Below are 20,794 nucleotides of genomic sequence, written 5' to 3'. Positions count from 1 at the left end.
CCGCTCGGTATGTTGAAGGACCCCGATGGCCTGCGAGGTGCCCATGACCACAGCACACGTCACCTGCCCGCTGTGTGAAGCCACCTGCGGCCTGGAGGTCACGCTCGACAAAAACCAGCAGGTCACGCGGGTTAAAGGCGACGAGCACGACGTCTTCTCGAAGGGCTACATCTGCCCGAAGGGCGCCTCGCTCGGCGCGCTGCACCACGACCCCGACCGGCTCACCGCGCCGCTGCTCAAGCGCGACGGCGAGTTCGTCGAGGTCAGCTGGCAGGAGGCCTACGACGAGATCGACCGCCGTCTCCCGCCGATCCTCGAGGAGCACAGCCGGGACGCCGTCGCCGTGTACGCGGGCAACCCCGGCGTGCACAACATCGCGCTCACGCTCTACGGCCGTGTGCTCTACAAAGCCTTGGGCACCAAGAACTTCTACAGCGCGACGTCCGTCGACCAGATGCCGAAGCACTACTCGTCCGGCACGATGTTCGGCGACCCGCTCGCCATCCCCGTTCCCGACCTCGACCGCACGCGCCACCTGCTGATCCTCGGCGCCAACCCGCTCGTCTCGAACGGCAGCCTGATGACCGCGCCGGACATCCGCGGGCGGCTGCGCGGGATCCGCGAGCGCGGCGGCAAGATCGTCGTCGTCGACCCGCGTCGCACGCGCACCGCCGCGTTCGCCGACGAGCACCACGCCATCCGGCCCGGCACCGACGCGCTGCTGCTGTTCGCGCTGGTCAACGTCCTGTTCGCGGAGAACCGCGTCCAGCCTCGAAAGCTCGAAGCGCACCTCAACGGCCTCGACGAGGTCCGGGCGCTGGCCGAGCCGTTCACGCCCGAAGCCGTCGCGTCGCGCACCGGCATCGACGCCGCCGACATCCGCCGGATGGCGCTCGAGCTGGCCTCGGAAAACGCCGTCGTCTACGGCCGGATCGGCACGACGACGCAGACGTTCGGCACAGTCGCGAGCTGGCTGGTCGACGTCCTCAACGTGCTCACCGGCAACCTCGACGAGCCGGGCGGCGCGATGTTCCCGCTGGCCGCGTGCCAGCCGACCGGCAACCGGCGCCCGTTCGCCGTCGGGCGCTGGCACAGCCGCGTGCGCGGGTATCCCGAGGTCGTCGGCGAACTGCCGGTCGCGACGCTCGCCGACGAGATCGAAACCCCGGGCGACGGCCAGGTCCGCGCGCTGATCACGGTCAGCGGCAACCCCTGCCTGAGCACGCCGAACGCGGGACGCCTGGCCGAAGCCCTGAAGAAGCTCGACTTCATGATCTCCGTCGACGTCTACCTGAACGAGACGTCGCGCCAGGCCGACGTGATCCTGCCCGGTCCGTCGCCGCTCGAACGCCCGCACTTCGACCTGGCGTTCTACCAGCTTTCGGTGCGCAACGTCGCGAACTGGACGCCGGCGACGCTGCCGTCGAAGCTGCCGCAGGAGTGGGAGACGATGCTGCGGCTCTCCGGCATCGTCACCGGTCAGGGCCCCGAAGCGGACGTCGAGGCGCTCGACGACTTCGTCGCCGCCGACGTCGCGCGCCGCGCCAAGCTCGAGGTCACCCACGACCGCACCGGTCCCGCGCGGCTGGTCGACCTGATGCTGCGCGCCGGCCCCTACGACGTCACGCTGGCCGACCTCGAAGCCGCGCCGCACGGCATGGACTTCGGGCCGCTGCAGCCGCGGATCCCCGAGGTGCTGTGCACCGCGTCCGGCCGGATCGAGCTGGCCCCGGAGACGATCGTCGCCGACGTCCCGCGGCTGCGCGCCGAGCTCGCCAAGCCCGAAGACGACGGCCTCGTGCTGATCGGCCGCCGCCACCTGAGCTCGAACAACTCGTGGATGCACAACCTCGCGCCCCTGATCCGCGGCGGAAACCGCTGCACGGTCCTGGTGCACCCGGCCGACGCGACGCGCCTGGGCCTCACCGACGGCTCGCTGGCGTCGGTGACCTCGCGCGCCGGAAAGCTGGAGGTCCCGGTGGAGGTGACGGACGAGATCCGGCCGGGCGTGGTGAGCATCCCGCATGGCTGGGGCCACGACGTCGACGGCTCACGAACCCGCGTGGCGCGCGCGAACCCGGGCGTCAACTCGAACCTGGTCGCAGACGAGACCCTGCTGGACGTGCCGTCGGGAACGTCGGTGCTGAACGGGATCCCGGTGGAGGTCGCGCCGGCATGACCCGTCGGCTGCTGATCGCAGTTCTCGCCGCGTCTCTGCTCACGGTCCCCCAGCAGCTGCGCTGGGGCTGGGGTCTGTAGCTACCAGGCCGTCGACAGGTCGGCGTGCTGGCGGACCCAGGCGTGCATGACGATCCCCGCCGCCACGCCCGCGTTGATCGAGCGCGTCGTCCCGAACTGGGCGATCGACACGACCAGCGACGCCGCTTCCTGCGTGCCCTCGGACAGGCCCGGTCCCTCCTGGCCGAACACCAGCACGCACTCGCGCGGCAGCGAAGCCGTCTCGACCGGCTCGGACCCCGGGGTGTTGTCGACGGCCACCACCGCCAGGTTCTGCGACGCGGCGAAGGTCACCAGCCCGGAGACGTCGTCGTGGTGGCGGAGGTGCTGGTAGCGGTCGGTCACCATCGCGCCGCGGCGGTTCCAGCGGCGGCGGCCGACGATGTGGACCTCCGCCGCAGCGAAGGCGTTCGCCGTGCGGACCACCGTGCCGATGTTGTGGTCGTGCTGGAAGTTCTCGATCGCGACGTGGAACGGGTGCCGCCGGCGGTCCACATCGGACACGATCGCCTCGCGGCGCCAGTAGCGGTACGCGTCGACGACGTTGCGGCGGTCGCCGTCGCGCAGCAGGTCCGGGTCGTACCGCTCGTCCGAGGGCCAGTCACCCGGCCACGGGCCGACGCCGACCTCTTCGCGGCTCACCCACTCGGTGGGTCCGGCGTCCGGGGAGGTGCTCACCCCCCGATTGTCGCCTAGCCCAGACGGACGCGGTGCGTCCGGGCGTCCTCGCTGTGGTCGCGGTGGCGCCAGCGGTGGTAGACGCCGGCGTAGGAGTAGACGACCACCGCGATCGCGACGACGCCGATCGCCGGCAGCCACGACTGGGGGAACACCGTGCCGTACAGGTAGTACGCGTTGAACCCGCCGGGCAGGTCACCGAGGCCCTGCTGGTGGCGGAAGTAGTTCTCCAGCGCGGTGAACGGGCACGGCACCGGCGCCACGTTGACCAGGATTCCCCAGGCGACGGCGAGCATGTGGACGAAGATCAGCTTTGGCCAGCGCCACGCGACAAATCCGCCGAAACCGATGAGAAGCAAGGCCAAAAGGTGTACCGCGACAGTCACTTCCGCCAAGAACTTCGCCACCACACGCCCCCTTCACCGACCCCCACCAGCGACTTTACTCCGCTGATCGAGTTCGGCCGCCCCTAGGAATGCCCGGTGGTGTGATGTTTAACCCACCGGAGCAACCCGTTCACCTGGGCGGTGACGGAGGCGTCACGCCCGGTGGGAATTCCGGTGGGCGTTTCGCCGGGTATTTCGTCGGCGTCTCGTGTGGGTACTGCTCGGGCGGCTTCTTCCACGGCGGCTGGTGCCCTGGCCGCTCCGGCTCGTCGGGCTTCGACGGCTCGTCCATGCTCCCGACGGTACGCCGGGCGGGGTCAGCGCACCCGGTCACTCGGCGCGGGCTCGTCACCGGGCAGGTGGACGTCGCTGACGTCGATGTTCACCTCGACGACCTGCAGCCCGGTCATCTGCTCGATCGAGGTGATGACGTTGCGGCGCACCGACCGCGCGAGGTCGGCGATGGCGACGCCGTATTCGACGAGGATCTGCAGGTCGACGGCCGCCTGCTTCTCGCCGACCTCGACCGAGACGCCCTGGCCCGCGCTGGCCGACGCGCCCGGGATGCGGTCGCGCAGGGCGCCGAACGCCCGCGCCGCGCCGCCACCGAGGTCGTGCACGCCGGTGACCTGGCGCGCGGCGAGCCCGGCGATCTTCTGCACCACGGTGTCGGCGATCGTGGTCGTGCCCTGCTTCGTGACGAGGGCGGCGGTGTCGATTACCTCGGCGGTCGCGGTCATGGAGTTCCTCCCTGGATGTCCTGAGCCCCCTGGCTCTTCGTAGCCAAGGACCCCGTGAACGGGCGAGGATCACTGTGATGTGGGTCTCGCGAACGCCGCGCCGTCGAGGTCCGTGACCACCAGCCGCAGCCGCGCGTTCGCCCACTCCGTCCCCGCCAGCACCGGACGCACCGCGGCCGCGGCCTGCTCCAGCAGCGGCGGGATCGGCAGCCGCGTCGCGATCAGGCGGAGCTCGACCACCTCGGCCGACAGGTCGACCGCCAGGCCGGCCCAGTCCACCGGCAGCCACGTCGTCCCGGGGGAAACCGGGGTCGCCGGCCGGAGGCCGTCCACCGCTTCGAGGGCGCCGACGATCTTCTCGACGGCTTCGGACCCGGTCACCGGTCCTCGATGTCCATGATGGACACCGAAACCTCGTCGACGACCAGGCCGGTCTGCTCGGTCACGAACCGCCCGACCGCGCGCTGCACGGCCCGGCCCACCGCCGCGGCCTGGTCGGCCGACGCCGTGACCAGGTCGATCTCGACGGTCACCCGGCCGTCCGCCGTGCGCACCCGGACGCCGTCGGCCGGCGCCGGGTCGAGGCCCTTCCAGCGTTGCCGGGCGGCTCGCGTCCACGCCGTGACCAGGCCGCGCAGGCCCGGTTCGAGCCGCACCACGCCCGGCGTCCCGATCGCCGCCCTGGCCGCCACGCTGGCGATCACCGGATCGGCGATGACGTAGTCCACGCTCATTCCCCTGGCTCCCCGACAGTGTCTTCCTCGACAGCGTCTTCCTCAAAAACGTCATCCACCAGCAGGTCGAGCCTCGCCAGCGTCAGCCCCACCCGGGCCGCGGCCGCCGCGGTCACCCGCTCCCGCACCAGCGCCAACGCTTCACCGCCGGTGACATTCCGCAGACTCACCGCGAGAGTGAGTTCGACTTCAACGACTCCGTCCGCTCCGGTCCGCACCCGGCAGCGTCGCGCCCGGACGCCGTCGACCGTGTCCGCCGCGTACCGCAGCACCGCGGCCACGGCCTGCTCGCTGATCTCGACGACCCCCGGCTCCGGGGTCGGCAGCGCCACCATCGAGCCGCGCCGCACCTCGGCCCGCACCGCCGACATGATCCGGCCGAACAAGGCCGGTGGCACGTCGTCCTCGGCCACCAGTTCCGCGGTGGCCTCGCGCAGGGCCAGCAGGCTTTCGCGCGCGGCCCGGCAGTGCGGGCACGTCAGCTCGTGCTCGTCGGCCAGCCCGGCGCCGACCGCGTCGAGCCGCTCCCACACCTGCTCGACATCGCGTTCGCAGGGCAGTTCGTAGTCCGTCATCGCCATGGCTTCATCACCTCCGCCAGCTGAGCCCGGGCCCGCGCGATCCGGCCGCGGACCGCGGTCGCGTTAGCGCCGACGACTTCGCCGATCTCCTCGTAGGACCGGCCGTGCACTTCGCGCAGCAGCCAGCACGCTCTCTGTTCCGGCGTCAGCTGCGCCAGCGCCGCGTTCAACGCCGCCAGCTGGCCGCTGACCTGGGCGGCCCGCTCCGGCTGGAGATCCACCCGCGGCGACTCGGCGGTGTCCAGGTCGACGTCCGCCTGGGGCTTGCGCGCCCGGATCGTGTTGAGGCAGCGGTTCGTCGTGGCCCGGTAGAGCCAGCCGACGAACGCCGCGTCCTCGCCCAGCTGGCCGAGCTTGCGCCAGGCGTTGAGGAAGACCTCCTGCACGACGTCCTCGGCGTCGCCGCGGTGCGCGAGCATCTTCACGGCGAGCCGGAACATCGGGCCCTGGTAGCGCAGCACGAGCTGCTCGTAGGCGTGGACGTCGCCGTCCTTCGCGCGTCCGACGAGGGTCGCGTCGTCAAGCGGTGTGGCAGCGGTCGTCACGGCACCTCCTCGACGGGAAGACACGGAGGCGCGGAAAACGTCACGGGGTGATTGTCGGTGACCCGCGTCACCGAGGCGAGTCCGTGACGATCACGCGCCTCGGTGGTCTTTCCGGCACGAGGGTGCCCCGCCGGGGCGCCGGCGGAACCGGAGGTGCGCGATGTCGCTGGGCGACAAGATCAGCAACAAGGCCGAAGAGCTGGGCGGCAAGGCCAAGGAGGCGGCCGGGTCGGCGACCGGCGACGAGCAGCTGCAGGCCGAAGGCCAGGCCGACCAGGCGAAGGCCGGGCTGAAGGGCGCGGTCGAGAACGTGAAGGACGCCGCGAAGGACCTGTTCAAGAAGTGAGCCGGGCGGCCCGGGGACCGCAGTGGTCCCCGGGTCCGGCCGATCAGTCCAGGCCGAGGTCGTCCTTACCGAGGACGTAGCGGTACTCCAGGCCTTCCTTCTCGATGGCCTCACGCGCCCCCGTGTCGCGGTCGACCACCGTCACCACGCCGATCACGTTCGCGCCCGCTTCACGCAGGGCCGCGACCGCTTCGAGCACGCTGCCGCCGGTCGTGGAGGTGTCCTCGACCGCCAGCACGCGCTGGCCGCGGACCTCCATACCCTCGATGCGCCGCTGCATGCCGTGTTCCTTGACGGACTTCCGGACGACGAACGCGTCGAGCACGACGCCGTCGGTCGCCGCGGAGTGCAGCATCGCCAGCGCGACCGGGTCGGCACCGAGCGTCAGCCCGCCCGCGGCGACGTAGTCCCAGTCCGCGGTGAGCTGTCGCAGCAGCTTGCCGATCAGCGGCGCGGCGGCGTGGTGCAGCGTCGCGCGCCGGAGATCGATGTAGTAGTCGGCTTCCTTGCCGGACGCCAGGGTCACTTTTCCGTGCACCACGGAAAGATCGGTGACCAGCCTGGCCAGTTCGAGTTTCGCCGCTTGATCCAACCCGGGGTACGCCACGGCCGAGAGTCTTACACACGGCCGTTCTCACTCACCGATGGATGTGGCGTCGACCGCACGCCCGCGCGTCGCGGCCCAGGCCGGGACGAGGATCGCGACGAGCGAGAGCACCACGGCGATCGCGAGCACCACCAGGTAGATCGCCAGTGGCCCGGACGGCAGCACCGATCCGCTCACCACGAGGCAGAACGGCACGATCGAGCCCGCCGAGACCAGCGTCCCGAGCAGCACCGCGATGGTGGCGATCAGCCCGCCTTCGACGCCGGCCATCCGCAGCACCTGACCGCGGGTGAACCCGCTCAGCCGCTGCAGCCCGAACTCCCGGCGCCGCTTGGCCGTGGCCATCACCAGCGTGTTGACGACCGAAATCACCGTGTACGCGATGATCATCCCGACGAGCAGGTAGTTGACCCACGCGCCGATCTCGTTGCCCTTCGCGTGTGCCGCGATGAGCGCGTCCCGATCACCGACCATCACCGGCATTCCGGCCGTCGCCTCGCGAAGCCGCGAAGTGAGCGTCGCGGTGTCGACGCCTTTGGCCGCCCGCACCAGCAGCTGCGGCGCGAGCCCGAGCGTCGTGTGCGGAGCCAGCAGCGACGCGGGCAGCACGAGCCGTTCGAACCCGGCGCGCTGGCTCACGACCGCCGTCACTCGCACGTCGACCGGCACGCCGTCGCCGAGCCGCAGCGACAGCGTGTCGCCGACGTGACGACCGAGCGTCGTCGGCACCTCGACGGCGTTCCCGGTCAGCTCGCTGACGCCGAGCGCGGGCCAGCCGTCCTCGTCGTTGTTCGAGTCGTACGGCTTTTGGACGAACACCGTGCTGGTGACGTACTCCGACGCGCCGGCGACCCCCGGCACCGCGGCGACCCGGCCCAGCACCGACGGGTCCAGGCCGCCCGGCCCGGCGACGACGGCGTCCGCCCGCAGGTCCTCGGTGTACGCCTGGTTCGAGACGGCTTCCTGGGTGGTCTGCAGGTAGATGTTGGCGGTCGCGATGCCGACCGCGAGCATGATCGGGGTGACCGCGCCCGCCGTGCGGACCGCGCCGACGCGCGTGTTGAGCAGCGCGACCCGGCCGGTGACGCCGCTGAAAGCCTGGACCGGCCAGCGCAGCAGCATCGCCGTCACCTTGGTGACGCCGGGGCTGATCGCCGCGAGCCCGAACGCCCACAGCATCACCGCTGGGCCGGCCGTGCTGGCCGCGACCGGGCCGGTCATCAAGGCGACCGTGACGATCGCCAAGGCCGTCCCGCCCGCGAAGCACAGGATCGCGGTGATCAGCCGGATCGGCGTCAGCCAGCGCCGTTCGACGGCCGCTTCCGCCAGCGCCTCGGTCGGGCGGACCTTCGACGCACGGCGTCCGGCGACGAAGGAAGCGGCGACGACGGCCAGCAGCGACGCGCCCGCGGCGACCGTCGCCGGGAGCCAGCCCTGCTCGAACACCAGCACGTCCGGCACGACGTGGTTGGCCGCGAGCTCACCGAACAGCCAGTTCCCGAGCACCGGGCCGAGCACGACCGCGACGGCGACCGCCAGCACGCCGACGACCAGCGCCTCACCGAGGACCATCCGCCGCAGCTGGCGCGGGGTCGTGCCGATCGCGCGCAGCAGCGCGAGCTCGCGCTGGCGCTGCTGGGTCGACAGCGTGAGCGTGCCCGCGACGACGAACACCATGACCATCGCCGACAGCCCGCCCGACACCGCCGCCAGGACGATCAGGTTCTCCCCGCTCTTGCTCACCTCGGGGAACTCGAGGAGACCGCGGTCGGCGCCGGTGGTCACGACCCCCGCGTCCCCGACGGCCGCCGTCACCGCGGCGACGTCACCGCCGAAGACGCCGATCGCGTCGAACTGACCGGGGTGTCCCGAGAGTCGCGAAGCGTCCGAAGCCGCGAAGAACAGCGCGGAGTCCCGCATGGCCTGCGGTGCTTCGGCGACGCCGGAGATCCGGTACTGGCCGACGCTGCCGTGCGCGGCGACCGGCAGCGTGTCCCCGACGGCGAGCCCGAGCCCGGCGTCGACCACGACTTCGCCCGGCTTCGGCGCTTCGCCCTTCAGCGTGTACGGCGTCAGCGCGGCGGAATCCCACGCGTGGCCGAGCGCGCTCGCGGCGCCGATCTGGGCCGGGAAGCTGACCTCGCCGACGACGTTCGTGACGCCGGGGACCGCGCGCAGGCGGTCGGCCAGTGCCGCGTCGACCCGGACGCGCTCGGGCAGGGTCGCGTTCTTGACCTTGTGCTTGTCGTCCGGGTCGAGGGTCGCCGGGTCCTCTCTGGGCAGCGCAAGCGTTTGCTGCCCGCCGACCACGATCGGCGCGGCGGCCAGCCGCTGCACCGGCGTCTCGGACCGGATGCCCGTCTCCATCAGGCCACCGCACGCCGAGACGATCAGCGCGCCGAAGAACACGGCGACGAACGTCGCCAGGAAGGCCCCCTTGCGCAAGCGGAGCGTCCGCATCGCGAGCTTGAACATCAGGCCCGCACCGCCGACCGGTCCCAGGCCCCGAGGTGGGTCATCCGCTCGGCGACGGCTTCCGCGGTCGGCCGCGCGAGCCGACCGGCGATCCGGCCGTCGGCCAGGAACACGACCTCGTCGGCGTGGGACGCGGCGACCGGGTCGTGCGTCACCATGATCACCGTCTGGCCCGACGCCCGGACGGACTCGCGCAGCAGGTCGAGCACGTCGGCGGCGGTGCGGGTGTCGAGCGCACCGGTCGGCTCGTCGGCGAACAGCACCGCCGGGTCCGTGACCAGGGCCCGCGCGATCGCGACGCGCTGCTGCTGCCCGCCGGACAGCTGCCCCGGCAGGTGCTTGCGGCGCCCGTCGAGCCCGACGTGGGTGAGGATCCGCGCCACGAGCCGCTTGTCCGGGCGCTTGCCGGCCAGCTGCAGCGGCAGCACGACGTTCTGCTCGACCGTCAACGCCGAGAGCAGGTTGAACGCCTGGAAGACGAACCCGACGCGGTCGCGGCGCAGCTTCGTCAGGTAGGTCTCGCTCTTGCCGTCGAGATCCTGGCCGTCGAGCACGACACGGCCCGACGTCGGGCGGTCGAGCCCGGCCGCGCAGTGCAGGAACGTGCTCTTGCCCGACCCGGACGGGCCCATCACCGCGGTGAACCCGCCGCGCGGGAACGAGATCGAGACCCCGTCCAGCGCGACCACGCCGTCGTACTCCTTGCGCACGGCCTCGAGCCGAACCGCCTCATTTGTCATGGGGAAACGCTAGGGAGACAGCGCCCCGATCACCCTGGTGCGCACGCGCGTCTTCGAGGTAGGGACAGCCCTACTCAGGTGCGTCCCTTGCCGCCGAAGCCGCCGCTGATCTTCCGCAGCACCGCGCGCGGCAGCAGCCCGCCGATCGCGACGACGGCCTTGTACTGCAGGCTCGGCACCGAGATCACCTTGCCGCGGCGCAGGTCCGCGAGCGCCTCGCCGACCACCTGTTCGACGCCCAGCCAGGCGATTTTCGGTCCCGGCTTGCCGATGCCGGCCCGCTGGTGGAACTCGGTCGCGGTGAAACCGGGGCAGAGCGCCATCATCCGGACGTCCTTCGGCAGCGACGCGGCGATGCCTTCGGTGAACGACGTGACCCAGTTCTTGCTGGCCGTGTACGTCGAACCGCGGCCGCTGAAGAACCCCGCGACGCTGCTGACCTGGATGACGTCGCCGTGGCCGCGCTCGATCATGCCGGGCAGCACCGCGCGGGTCAGCCGCAGGACGGCGGTGACGTTGACGTCGAGCTGACGCTGCAGCGCGTCCGGCGGGATCGTCCAGAAGTCGCCGTTCAGCCCGAACCCGGCGTTGTTCACCAGCAGGTCGACCGGACCGGCGGCGAGCCGCTCCTCGACCTTCGTCCGTCCGTCCACTTCGGACAGGTCGGCGGGAAGCACTTCGACGGCGACGCGGTGGCGGTCCCGCAGTTCGGTGGCGTAGGTCTCGAGTCGCGCCGCATCGCGGGCGACGAGCACCAGGTCGTACTTCTCGGCGGCGAGCGTGCGCGCGAACTGCGCGCCGATGCCCGCGGTGGCTCCGGTGATCACGGCGGTGGTGGTCATGTGGGTGAACGATACCCACTGGTCAGGGCCTCCGGGTGCAGTCGTTTCCTCGCCGGGTTATCGTCCCGATCATGGGTAAGCACACCAGGCGCAAAAGCGGCTACCTGCCCAAGATCGCCGCCGGCGCGGCGCCCGTGGCCCTCCTGTTCGCGGCTCCGGCGGCGGCCCTCGCGGCCCCGGCCGAGCTCACCCTGCCGCTCGACCACCGGCACACCACCACGCTCGACAACGACGGCGACACGCTCTCCGCGAGCCGTCGCGACGTCGTCTTCAAGCAGCTCGGCGACACCAGGATCGCGTCCGACCTGTCGGAGGCCGTCGCCACGCGCGGCGACCGCGCGGGCGCTGTCGAGCGGGCCCGCCAGGGCGTCTGGCTCGCCAAGGGTGTCGACGTCCTCAGCGAAAACGCCGAACAGCTCGACGCCGGGCTGTTCGCGGGCGACCTCACCGGCGGGATCGCCGCCCGCCGGTCGTCCGGCCAGGCCGTCGACCTCGGTCAGCTGGGCGCGGTCGGCACTACGTCCGAGGTGCACGCCATCGGCAGCTTCGCCGGCGACCTCGACGTGGGCGAGACGCACGAGCTCGGCGGCCAGCTGGGTCCGGCGTCCGGCCTGGTCAAGACGTCGCGGAGCCTGTCATCGGGCTCGTTCAGCGGCGACCTCGGGGTGGACCACGTCGTCCACGTCCAGGGCAGCACGACGTCGCTGCGCGGCACGCTGGCGGTCAGCGCGCTCGACCAGCCGGTGCTCGGCCTCTAGTTGTTCTGCGGGTCCGCGGGCGGCTGCTGCACCGGGATCCCCGCCGCCGGGGTGGGCGGGGTGCCGCCGGCGGACGGGATGGGCGCGCTCGCCTGGTGGCGGCCCGCCTCGTAATCCTCGTCGAACGGGTCGACGATGTCCGCGATCTCGCCCAAGTCCCTGAGCAGCCGCTCGAGCCGCGACGGTCCGGCGGTCGGGACGACGCTGGCGAGCACCCACTCGGCTTCGAGCCAGGCCACGCCGACGTCGCCGCCGAGCTGGTCCGCGGCGTCGACGAGCTCCTGGGTGATCACCGCGCGGGCACCGTCGGCGTCGTCCGCGAAGGCGTAGCGCGAGCCGATCGGGCCGAGCATCTCCGGCATGTCGGCGCGCTGGAACGGCACGCTCGACAGCCACATCTCGATCGGGATCCGGTGCTTCTTGTTGCAGCGCACGGCGACGACGACCGCCGGGATCTGCCCCTCGGACTCGATGTCGAAGATGAACACAGGACGGCGGCCGTCGGAGGTGAAGGTCGACCCCGCGACGACGTTCACGGCGGCGTCCGCGCCGAAGTAGCCGATCGCGCCGTTGGACCACTGCTGCGGCAGCCGCTCGTCCTCCTCGACGAACTGCCAGCCGCGCAACTGGGCCCAGCGCATGCGCTCGCGGTTGCGCGAGCCCTCCTTCGCCCGGTCGGCAGCGAGCAGCCCGAGGCCGGCCACCAGGGCGACGGCCGCGATGACGAACCAGATCCACGCCGGAATACCCACGACGTGCAGGGTATCGCCTGCTACGCCGAAGAGATGATCGCCGGTACCCGTGTCGCCGGGCCCGTTCGGACCAATTCCCTGCTCCCGGGTCGACAAATCGCCACAAGACGCCACTGTGGACGCCCGCCGGCGTGAGTGTTCAGTCAGGTCGGAACCCGACTGAACACTCACGACCGGTCAGACGCGTTCGACCGTGAGCGCGTCCCCGGCTTCCAGCTCCGGGAGGTCGACGCGGACCGTGTCGCCGTCGCGGACCTCGCCCGACAGCAGCTTCTTCGCCAGCTTGTCGCCGATCGCCGACTGGACCAGCCGCCGCAGCGGACGGGCGCCGTAGATCGGGTCGAAGCCGTTGAGCGCGAGCCACTCGCGGGCGCCGTCGGTGACCTCCAGGTTCAGCCGGCGCTGCGCCAGCCGCGCGGCCAGCCGGGCCACCTGGATGTCCACAATGGACGTCAGCTGCTCGGTGCCGAGCGAGTGGAACACGACGATGTCGTCGAGCCGGTTGAGGAACTCCGGCTTGAACTGCCGCTGCACCACCGAGAGCACCGCGTCCCGCCGTTGCCGTTCGTCGAGCCCGGGGTCGGCGATGGCCTGCGAGCCGAGGTTCGAGGTCAGGACCAGGATGGTGTTGCGGAAGTCCACCGTCCGGCCCTGGCCGTCGGTCAGCCGCCCGTCGTCGAGGACCTGCAGCAGCACGTCGAAGACGTCCGGGTGGGCCTTCTCGACCTCGTCGAGCAGCACCACCGAGTACGGCCGGCGCCGGACGGCCTCGGTCAGCTGCCCGCCCTGGTCGTACCCGACGTAGCCCGGCGGGGCACCGACCAGGCGCGCCACCGAGTGCTTCTCGGCGTACTCGCTCATGTCGATGCGCTGGATCGCGCGCTCGTCGTCGAACAGGAACTCGGCCAGCGCCTTCGCCAGCTCGGTCTTGCCGACGCCGGTCGGGCCGAGGAACAGGAACGAGCCGGTCGGGCGGTCGGGGTCGGCGACGCCGGCCCGGCTGCGGCGCACCGCGTCCGCGACGACCTGCACGGCCTCCTTCTGCCCGATGACGCGGCGGCCCAGCTCGTCCTCCATCCGGAGGAGCTTGCCGGTCTCGCCTTCGAGCAGCCGGCCCGCCGGAATACCGGTCCACGCGGCCACGACGTCGGCGACGTCGTCCGCGCCGACCTCTTCCTTCAGCATCACGTTCTGCTGGCTGGCCTCGCTCGCCGCGGTGGCCGCTTCGAACTCCTTCTCCAGCGCCGGGATCCGGCCGTAGCGCAGCTCGGCGGCCTTGCCCAGGTCACCGTCGCGCTCGGCGCGTTCGGACTCGCCGCGCAGCTGCTCGAGCTGCTCCTTGAGCTCGCGGACCTTCTCGATGGAGCCCTTCTCGTTCTGCCAGCGCGCGGTCAGCGCCGTCAGCGTCTCGCGCTTCTCGGCCAGCTCGGCGCGCAACGCGTTGAGCCGTTCCTTGGAAGCGGCGTCGCTCTCCTTGGCGAGCGCCATCTCCTCGATCTCCAGCCGACGGACGGCACGCTCGACCTCGTCGATCTCCACCGGCCGCGAGTCGATCTCCATGCGCAGCTTGGACGCGGCCTCGTCGACCAGGTCGATGGCCTTGTCCGGCAGGAAGCGCGCGGTGATGTAGCGGTCGGACAGCGTCGCGGCGGCGACCAGCGCGGCGTCCGTGATCCGGACACCGTGGTGCACCTCGTAACGCTCCTTCAGGCCGCGCAGGATCGCGATGGTGTCCTCCGGCGACGGCTCGCCGACGAGCACCTGCTGGAAGCGCCGCTCCAGGGCGGCGTCCTTCTCGATGTGCTGGCGGTACTCGTCGAGGGTGGTCGCGCCGACCATCCGCAGCTCACCGCGGGCGAGCATCGGCTTGATCATGTTGCCGGCGTCCATCGCGCCCTCACCGGTCGCGCCGGCGCCGACGATCGTGTGCAGCTCGTCGATGAAGGTGACGACCTCGCCCGCGGAGTCGGTGATCTCCTTGAGCACGGCCTTCAGCCGCTCCTCGAACTCGCCGCGGAACTTCGCGCCGGCCACCATCGACCCGAGGTCGAGGGCGATGACGCGCTTGCCGCGCAGCGACTCGGGGACGTCCCCGGCGATGATCCGCTGGGCCAGGCCCTCGACGATGGCCGTCTTGCCGACGCCCGGCTCGCCGATCAGGACCGGGTTGTTCTTAGTGCGCCGCGACAGCACCTGCACGACGCGGCGGATCTCGGTGTCGCGCCCGATGACCGGGTCGAGCTCGCCGGCGCGGGCGCGCGCGGTGAGGTCGACGCCGTACTTCTCCAGCGCCTTGAACGTGCTCTCCGGGTCCTCGCTGGTGATCCGGGCGGAGCCGCGGACCTTGACGAACGCCTCCCGCAGCGCGTCCGGGGTCGCCCCGTGGCGCTTGAGCAGGTCGGCCACCTGGCCGCCTTCGGTCGCGAGCCCGACGAGCAGGTGCTCGGTCGAGACGTACTCGTCGCCCAGCTCGGTCGCCAGCTTCTGCGCGTGCGTCAGCGACTTCACGGCGAAGGTGTCGAACTGCGGGCTCGACACCGTGGCACCGGTCGCGGACGGCAGCGCCGCGATGAGCGGCTCGAGCTCCTTGTGCACCACCCCCGGGTCGGCCCCGACCGCGGTCAGCAGCGGTGCGGTCAGCCCCTCACCCTGCGCCAGCAGGGCGCCCAGCAGATGGGCGGCCGACACGTGCGGGTTGCCGGCCATGGTGGCCGCCTGCGCCGCGGACGAGATCGCCTGCTGGGTCTTCGTGGTCGGGTTGAAAGCGTCCATCCCTCACCTCATGCTCAATACCGAAAGTCCTGGTGACAGGCCTGACCGAGACCTGACACTATCCTTAACGCACGAAAACTTGAGTCTGTTCCGCTCAACTCTGACCGGGTGCGACGGCGCTCGCCGGCAGCCGGGACCCCAGCGGGCCGAGCCCGGCCACGGCGAGGCCGGCGCACGCCCCGACCAGCACCCAGGGTAACCAGTCGGCGACCGAGAACAACGCCACCACGGCGGGTGCGAGCACCTGCGCCATGGTGAACGCGTACTGGTACGCAGCGAGATAACGGCCGCGGGCCACCGGAGGTGCCGCGGCTTCGGCGAGAGCACCCGAACGCGGGCCGAAGACCAGGTCGCCGGCGGCGAAGATCAGCGTCGACGCCAGCAGGTACGCCACGACCCAGTCGTCGGGCACGAGCAGCACGCCCAGGCTGACCAGGCACCACGCGGAGAACAGCGCCGAGCCCGCGCGCATCGCCGTGATCCGGCTCAGGTGGGCGGTGAGCCGCAGCGCGAGCGTGCCGCCGACGCTCGTCAGCACGGTCAGCAGGGCGAGGATCGCGCCGGGCAGCCAGGCCGGCCCGTGCAGCCGGTCGAGCACGAACACCGGCGTGCCGATCAGGAAGAACTCGAGCGAGAGGCCGAAGAGCCCGCTGAAGAGGATCAGGGCGAGGTACGGCCGGTCGCGCAGCACCTTGACGGACCGTTCGCAGTGGCGCCGGTGCGGCCGCTCGAGCCGGACGAACAGCGCGAGGATGGACGCGGCCGCGAAGAACGTCACGACGTCGAGCCCGAGCGCGATCCGGTACCCGCCCGTCCCGAGCCACGTCAGCAGCGCTCCCGCCACGAGACCACCGAGGCCGAAGCAGCCGGCCCGCACCATCCCCACCTCGGCGAACGGCCGATCCTTCGGGACGTCGCCCGCGACGTCGGCGATGAGCGTGAACAGGGAGCTATAAAAGAGCTGCTGCCCGGTGGCGAGCAGGACGGCGGCGGCCACGACCGTGCCCGCGCCGTCGGCGAGCAGGTACGCGCCCGCACCGGCCGCCTGCAGCAGCTGGGCGACGATGACCACGGCCCGCGGCCCGACGCGGTCCACGAGGCGCCCGGCCAGCGGCGGCACGACGAGCCCGCCGACGGTACCGAGCGTGACGGCCGTGCCCGCCATCACGAGCGGGACACCGACCACCTGCGTCACGTAGACCAGCGCCAACGGAAGGAACAGACCTGAGCCGAAGTTGTCGATCCCCAACGCGCACAGCAGTGCGACCCGGCTACGCGTCACCTACCGACGGTAACCCTGTGGCACACCGCCAAGTCAGGCCCGAACGGACATAATCCGGCGTGCAAAATGCAACTCCCGGTGTTACCGCTTCGCCCGGCGTCACTTGGTCGTGTCGGCGAGGCAGGCGGCGCTGCCGAGCGCGCGGCGCAGGTCGGCGTTCATCTCGGCGAGCCTGCCGATGAGGTCGGTGACGCGCTCGTCGTCCCAGCCGCCGAGCGCCTTCTCCATGAACTCGAGGTAGTTGGCCCGCCAGCGGGCGAGCTCCTCCCGGCCCTTCTCGGACACGCTCACCAGGGACGCGCGGCCGTCTTCGGGCGCGGGACGGCGGTCGACCAGCCCGGCGGCGGACAGCTGCGTGATCTGCCTGCTGACCACCGACAGGTCGACGAACCGGCGCTTGGCGAGTTCGGACGGCCTGGCTTCGCCGTTCTTCGCGAGGTCGGACAGCAGCATCGCGGCCGCCGGGTGCAACCCCGGCTGGTCCTGCCAGGCCTGCATGATCCAGGCGTGCTGGAGCTGCGACGCGGTCTTCAGCTCGCGCATGAGCTCGACCCGGACGTCGTCGTCGGTGTCGTCGAAGCCCATCGGACCCTCCCTGCCCCAGCTATTACTTGTCCAATACAAGTTTATTGTGGAACGCTTGCGCGGGCAAGAATCTTCCCGGTGAGGTCGCCCACGCCGTGACCGGGAGCGATACACCCGGTCGGAGCAACAATGCGAGCAAAAGGGCGCCCGGCGGCTACCCTGCGGACGGGCCGCGCGCGCGGCCCGCGCGAGTAACGAGGCGGATGCAGTGGCGATGGACTCAGGAGGCGGCCGTGTGCACGAAGGCCGTCTCCGCGCCCGGGCCGTCGATGACTGACCCGGCACCACCGCTCCACCGTCCCCGAGCAGCGAACACCACGCCATGACAGCCGACTCCGTCAGCCCGCTCCCCAGGTCTTCTTCGTCCCCGCGTCAAGCTCCCGCCGGCGTCGTCGCGATGGTCGGGCTCATCCGCGAAAGCTGGGCGAAGTCCGAGCCGTACATCGCGGACATCTCCCAGTTCTTCTACGGGATGCTGTTCACCCTCGCCCCGACCACGCGCGACTTCTTCCCGATCAACATGGAGATCCAGCGCGGCCGCCTGGTGCGCGCGCTGGTGCACATCGTGCAGATGGTGGACCGGCCCGACGACCTCGCGCCGTTCCTGCGCCAGCTGGGCCGCGACCACCGCAAGTTCGGCGTCGCGCCCCGGCACTACGAAGCCGTCGGCACCGCGCTGCTGGCGTCGCTCAAGAACCACCTCGGCCGGGAGTGGACGCCCCAGGTCGAACGGGCGTGGGCGGAGGCGTTCACCATCGCCGCGCGGGCCATGCAGGACGCGGCCGCGTCCGACACGAACCCGCCGTCGTGGCAGGCCACCGTGGTCGAGCACCGGCGGCTGACGTGGGACCTCGCGCTGGTGCGGCTGATGCCCGACCAGCCCGTGCCCTACCACCCCGGCCAGTACGTGAGCGTCGAAGTCCCGCAGCGGCCACGGCTGTGGCGCTACCTCTCGCCGGCGAACGCGCCGCGCGAGGACGGCGGCATCGAGTTCCACGTCCGCGCGATCGACGGCGGCTGGGTGTCCAGGGCGATAGTCAGCCACACCCAGCCCGGCGACGTCTGGCGGCTCGGTCCGCCACTCGGCCGGCTGACGGTCGACCGCGAGTCGTCGCGGGGCGTGCTGATGGTCGCGGGCGGGACGGGTGTCGCGCCGCTGCGGTCGATCCTCGACCACCTCGCGTTGTGGGGCGAGAACCCGAAGACGCGCCTGTTCTACGGCGGGCCGTCCCGGGAAGACCTCTACGACCTGGAGGAACTGCGCGCGCTCGCGTCCGTGAACCCCTGGCTGAACGTGACGCCGGTGGTGGAGCGCGGCGGCGACGTCCCGGGGTTCGAGCAGGGCACGCTGGCCGAGGCGATCACGCGGTACGGCTCCTGGCCCGGCCACGACATCCTCGTGTCCGGCTCGCCGGCGATGATCCGCGCGACGGTGTCGCGCATGCTGGTCGCGGGCAGCGTGCTGGACCAGATCCAGTACGACCCGTTCACGATCGACTAGTCGAATAGACACACCGATCCGGTGCACAAATCGAACGAACGACGATAATTGTTACGCGAACCGGGTAAATCTTCCGGGTGATCGTTTTTACGCTGTGACAGACGGGGTTTACCCGGTGTGGCGAAATTGGTCCGTTCGAGCGGACCGCGCGGAATCACGCGCATCTGCACGGGAATTCGCATACAGTCGGAAACCCTCGGGGGCGGCACCGCTACAGCATCGCCGCATGCACGGCGCAAAAAAAGCCTTTGCACGACTGGAGATTACCGTTCCCGATGACTGCTGAATCCGTGAAGATCTCCGCACCACCCAAGGCCGTCCCCGTTTCCACAGTGGAAGGTCGCGAACAAGCTCGGCTGATTCGTGAAAGTTTTGCGGAGATCGAACCGAAAGCCGACGAAGTCGCGCAGTACTTCTACGGCGTGTTGTTCGTCGTCGCGCCGGAATGCCGCGACATGTTCCCGGTCACCATGGCGAGCCAGCGGAGCCGGCTGCTGCGCGCGCTCGTCTACGTCGTGCAGATGGTCGACCGGCCCGACGAGCTGATCACCTTCCTCGGGCAGCTGGGCCGCGACCACCGCAAGTTCGCCGTCGTCGCCCGCCACTACGACGCCGTCGGGGTCGCGCTGCTGGCCGCGTTGAAGCGGTTCCTCAAGCAGAAGTGGACGCCCGAGGTGGAGTCCGCGTGGACGACGGCGTACGGGCTCATCGCCAAAACCATGCGCGAGGCCGCGCAGGCCGAAACCGGGCCCGCCTCGTGGGCGGCGCGGGTGCTCGACCACCGCAAGCTGTCCCGCGACGTCGCGATGGTGCGGGTGCAGACCGAAGGCCTGCTGCCCTTCCGGGCCGGCAGCTACGTGAGCGTGGAGGTGCCGCAGCGGCCGCGGATGTGGCGCTACCTCTCCCCGGCGACCGCGCCGCGCGGCGACGGCCAGATGACGTTCCACGTGCGCACGGTCCCCGGCGGCTGGGTCAGCGGCGCCATCGTCAACCACACCAAACCGGGGGACACGTGGCGGCTCGGGCCGGCGATGGGCACGCTCAACGTGCGCCCGACCGCCACGAGGAAGCGGCTGCTGATGATCGCCGGCGGCACCGGGGTCACGCCGTTCGTCTCGATCCTCGACGACCTCGCGCACTGGAAGCGCAACCCGCCGGTGCACCTGTTCTTCGGCGGCAGAAGACCCGAGGACCTGTACGCGCTCGACGACCTCCGGCGGCTGACCGCGGTGTCGAAGTGGCTGACGGTCACCCCGGTGACCGAGGAGGGCGCGATCCCGGGCGGCGACCGCGGCACGCTCGCCCACGCGGTGACCCAGCGCGGTTCCTGGAAGGACCACGACATCCTCGTCTCCGGCTCACCCCCGATGATCCGGGCGACGATCGCGAAGCTGCTGACCGCCGGCATCGAGCTCGAACGCATTCGCTTCGACCCGTTCACCCTGGACTGAGGAACTCTCAGCGGGCCGCGCGGGCGGGGCGGATTCTCGCTATCTTCACCGATATGGAGATGACTATTCCGGTTTCGGACGGGACCATCGGCGGCTACCTCGCGGAGCCCGCCGGCGAGGGACCGCACCCGGGCGTGGTGCTCATCCACGACGCGTTCGGGCTGAGCCAGGACACGAAGAACATCACCGACCGCTTCGCCGCCGAGGGCTTCCTCGCGCTCAGCCCGGACATGTATTCGCGCGGCGGGTTCCGCCGCTGCGTACGTCGCGTGTTCTCGGACATGTTCGCGAACAAAGGCCGGACGTTCGACGACATCGAGGCGGCCCGCACACTCCTGGCCGGCCGCGCGGACTGCTCGGGCCGGATCGGCATCGCCGGGTTCTGCATGGGCGGCGGCTTCGCGCTCGTCGCGGCGTCACGCGGCTTCGAGGCGTCGGCGCCGTACTACGGGCAGCTCCCGAAGAACCTGGCCGTCCTCGACGACGCGTGCCCGATCGTCGCCAGCTTCGGCAAGAAGGACTTCTCGCTGCGCGGCGCGGCGGCGAAGCTCGAGACGGCGCTCACCGAGCGTGAGATCCCGCACGACGTCAAGGAGTACGACGGCGCGAGCCACGGGTTCGCGAACAAGATCGAAGTCGCGCCGCCGCTGAACCTGCTGCTCAAGGTCGTCGGGTTCACCTACCACCACGAGGCGTCCGAGGACGCGTGGCGCCGGGTGACGGCGTTCTTCGGCGATCACCTGCAGCAACCGGCCCGACCTTCGCACTGAGCCGAGCGGGC

At 71.1% G+C, this 20,794-nt stretch carries 21 protein-coding genes; 6 read left to right on the top strand and 15 right to left on the bottom strand.

The window, feature by feature from the left end; all coding sequences use genetic code 11:
• Nucleotides 1-43: 43 nt before the first annotated feature.
• Entirely contained in the window at nt 44-2,179 is a 2,136-nt protein-coding gene (locus ACZ7PG_RS19070) for a molybdopterin oxidoreductase family protein (RefSeq protein ID WP_470240339.1), read from the top strand.
• A gap of 80 nt (nt 2,180-2,259) precedes the next feature.
• Here ACZ7PG_RS19070 and ACZ7PG_RS19065 read toward each other — a convergent pair whose 3' ends face one another.
• The 7 genes from ACZ7PG_RS19065 to ACZ7PG_RS19035 form a co-directional block, all read right to left on the bottom strand.
• On the bottom strand, nt 2,260-2,916 hold the full coding sequence (locus ACZ7PG_RS19065; protein WP_470240338.1) for a TrmH family RNA methyltransferase: 657 nt from the start codon (nt 2,914-2,916) through the stop codon (nt 2,260-2,262).
• Nucleotides 2,917-2,930: 14 nt separating this feature from the next.
• Entirely contained in the window at nt 2,931-3,323 is a 393-nt protein-coding gene (locus ACZ7PG_RS19060) for a DUF2784 domain-containing protein (RefSeq protein ID WP_470240337.1), read from the bottom strand.
• Between the two features lie 296 nt (nt 3,324-3,619).
• Nucleotides 3,620-4,042 carry an Asp23/Gls24 family envelope stress response protein gene (locus tag ACZ7PG_RS19055; protein WP_470240336.1) on the bottom strand — a complete coding sequence of 141 codons (423 nt, stop codon included), beginning with the start codon at nt 4,040-4,042 and terminating at the stop codon, nt 3,620-3,622.
• A gap of 69 nt (nt 4,043-4,111) precedes the next feature.
• Complete coding sequence (locus ACZ7PG_RS19050) at nt 4,112-4,423, bottom strand: hypothetical protein (RefSeq protein WP_470240335.1); 312 nt, start codon at nt 4,421-4,423, stop codon at nt 4,112-4,114.
• Nucleotides 4,420-4,776: an Asp23/Gls24 family envelope stress response protein gene (locus ACZ7PG_RS19045; RefSeq protein WP_364371953.1), complete on the bottom strand. Its 357-nt coding sequence runs from the start codon at nt 4,774-4,776 to the stop codon at nt 4,420-4,422. Before ACZ7PG_RS19045 ends, ACZ7PG_RS19050 begins: the two co-directional genes overlap by 4 nt.
• The gene (locus ACZ7PG_RS19040; protein ID WP_470240334.1) at nt 4,773-5,357 is read right to left on the bottom strand and encodes an Asp23/Gls24 family envelope stress response protein; all 585 of its coding nucleotides are present in this window, start codon (nt 5,355-5,357) and stop codon (nt 4,773-4,775) included. The genes ACZ7PG_RS19045 and ACZ7PG_RS19040 overlap by 4 nt, the downstream gene beginning before the upstream one ends.
• Complete coding sequence (locus ACZ7PG_RS19035) at nt 5,348-5,902, bottom strand: RNA polymerase sigma factor (protein ID WP_470240333.1); 555 nt, start codon at nt 5,900-5,902, stop codon at nt 5,348-5,350. Before ACZ7PG_RS19035 ends, ACZ7PG_RS19040 begins: the two co-directional genes overlap by 10 nt.
• A gap of 160 nt (nt 5,903-6,062) precedes the next feature.
• Between ACZ7PG_RS19035 and ACZ7PG_RS19030 the strand changes: the two genes are divergently transcribed.
• Nucleotides 6,063-6,248, top strand: a complete 186-nt coding sequence (locus ACZ7PG_RS19030; protein WP_155548112.1) for a CsbD family protein — start codon at nt 6,063-6,065, stop codon at nt 6,246-6,248.
• A 43-nt stretch (nt 6,249-6,291) separates the two neighbouring features.
• On the opposite strand, the gene pyrE is transcribed toward ACZ7PG_RS19030, so the two are convergent.
• The 4 genes from pyrE to ACZ7PG_RS19010 all read right to left on the bottom strand — a co-directional run bounded on the left by pyrE (nt 6,292) and on the right by ACZ7PG_RS19010 (nt 10,912).
• Nucleotides 6,292-6,855: an orotate phosphoribosyltransferase gene (pyrE, locus tag ACZ7PG_RS19025; RefSeq protein WP_284749843.1), complete on the bottom strand. Its 564-nt coding sequence runs from the start codon at nt 6,853-6,855 to the stop codon at nt 6,292-6,294.
• A gap of 27 nt (nt 6,856-6,882) precedes the next feature.
• Nucleotides 6,883-9,330 carry an ABC transporter permease gene (locus ACZ7PG_RS19020; protein WP_470240332.1) on the bottom strand — a complete coding sequence of 816 codons (2,448 nt, stop codon included), beginning with the start codon at nt 9,328-9,330 and terminating at the stop codon, nt 6,883-6,885.
• Nucleotides 9,330-10,070, bottom strand: a complete 741-nt coding sequence (locus tag ACZ7PG_RS19015; RefSeq protein WP_470240331.1) for an ABC transporter ATP-binding protein — start codon at nt 10,068-10,070, stop codon at nt 9,330-9,332. Before ACZ7PG_RS19015 ends, ACZ7PG_RS19020 begins: the two co-directional genes overlap by 1 nt.
• 74 nt (nt 10,071-10,144) lie before the next feature.
• A complete protein-coding gene (locus ACZ7PG_RS19010) occupies nt 10,145-10,912 on the bottom strand; it encodes an SDR family NAD(P)-dependent oxidoreductase (protein ID WP_470240330.1) in 768 nt (255 codons plus the stop codon).
• A gap of 71 nt (nt 10,913-10,983) precedes the next feature.
• On the opposite strand from ACZ7PG_RS19010, the gene ACZ7PG_RS19005 reads away from it, so the two are divergent.
• Nucleotides 10,984-11,670, top strand: a complete 687-nt coding sequence (locus ACZ7PG_RS19005) for a hypothetical protein (RefSeq protein ID WP_470240329.1) — start codon at nt 10,984-10,986, stop codon at nt 11,668-11,670.
• Here the strand turns inward: ACZ7PG_RS19005 and ACZ7PG_RS19000 are convergent.
• From ACZ7PG_RS19000 to ACZ7PG_RS18985, 4 genes are all read right to left on the bottom strand, one after another.
• Nucleotides 11,667-12,422: a type III secretion system chaperone family protein gene (locus tag ACZ7PG_RS19000; protein ID WP_470240328.1), complete on the bottom strand. Its 756-nt coding sequence runs from the start codon at nt 12,420-12,422 to the stop codon at nt 11,667-11,669. The genes ACZ7PG_RS19005 and ACZ7PG_RS19000 overlap by 4 nt on opposite strands.
• A gap of 177 nt (nt 12,423-12,599) precedes the next feature.
• Complete coding sequence (clpB, locus tag ACZ7PG_RS18995) at nt 12,600-15,194, bottom strand: ATP-dependent chaperone ClpB (protein ID WP_470240327.1); 2,595 nt, start codon at nt 15,192-15,194, stop codon at nt 12,600-12,602.
• Nucleotides 15,195-15,288: 94 nt separating this feature from the next.
• Nucleotides 15,289-16,476: an MFS transporter gene (locus tag ACZ7PG_RS18990; protein ID WP_470240326.1), complete on the bottom strand. Its 1,188-nt coding sequence runs from the start codon at nt 16,474-16,476 to the stop codon at nt 15,289-15,291.
• 99 nt (nt 16,477-16,575) lie between these two features.
• On the bottom strand, nt 16,576-17,061 hold the full coding sequence (locus ACZ7PG_RS18985) for a MarR family winged helix-turn-helix transcriptional regulator (protein ID WP_470240325.1): 486 nt from the start codon (nt 17,059-17,061) through the stop codon (nt 16,576-16,578).
• Nucleotides 17,062-17,383: 322 nt separating this feature from the next.
• Here ACZ7PG_RS18985 and ACZ7PG_RS18980 point away from each other — a divergent pair, with 322 nt between their 5' ends.
• From ACZ7PG_RS18980 to ACZ7PG_RS18970, 3 genes are all read left to right on the top strand, one after another.
• On the top strand, nt 17,384-18,562 hold the full coding sequence (locus tag ACZ7PG_RS18980) for a globin domain-containing protein (protein WP_470240324.1): 1,179 nt from the start codon (nt 17,384-17,386) through the stop codon (nt 18,560-18,562).
• A gap of 275 nt (nt 18,563-18,837) precedes the next feature.
• Entirely contained in the window at nt 18,838-20,013 is a 1,176-nt protein-coding gene (locus ACZ7PG_RS18975) for a globin domain-containing protein (RefSeq protein WP_470240323.1), read from the top strand.
• Between the two features lie 53 nt (nt 20,014-20,066).
• Complete coding sequence (locus tag ACZ7PG_RS18970; protein ID WP_470240322.1) at nt 20,067-20,783, top strand: dienelactone hydrolase family protein; 717 nt, start codon at nt 20,067-20,069, stop codon at nt 20,781-20,783.
• Nucleotides 20,784-20,794 lie beyond the last annotated feature (11 nt).

This window comes from Amycolatopsis sp. NPDC114504, from assembly GCF_055633595.1.
The sequence above is the reverse complement of the archived record's forward strand: the minus strand, read 5'-3'. Positions and strand labels throughout refer to the sequence as shown.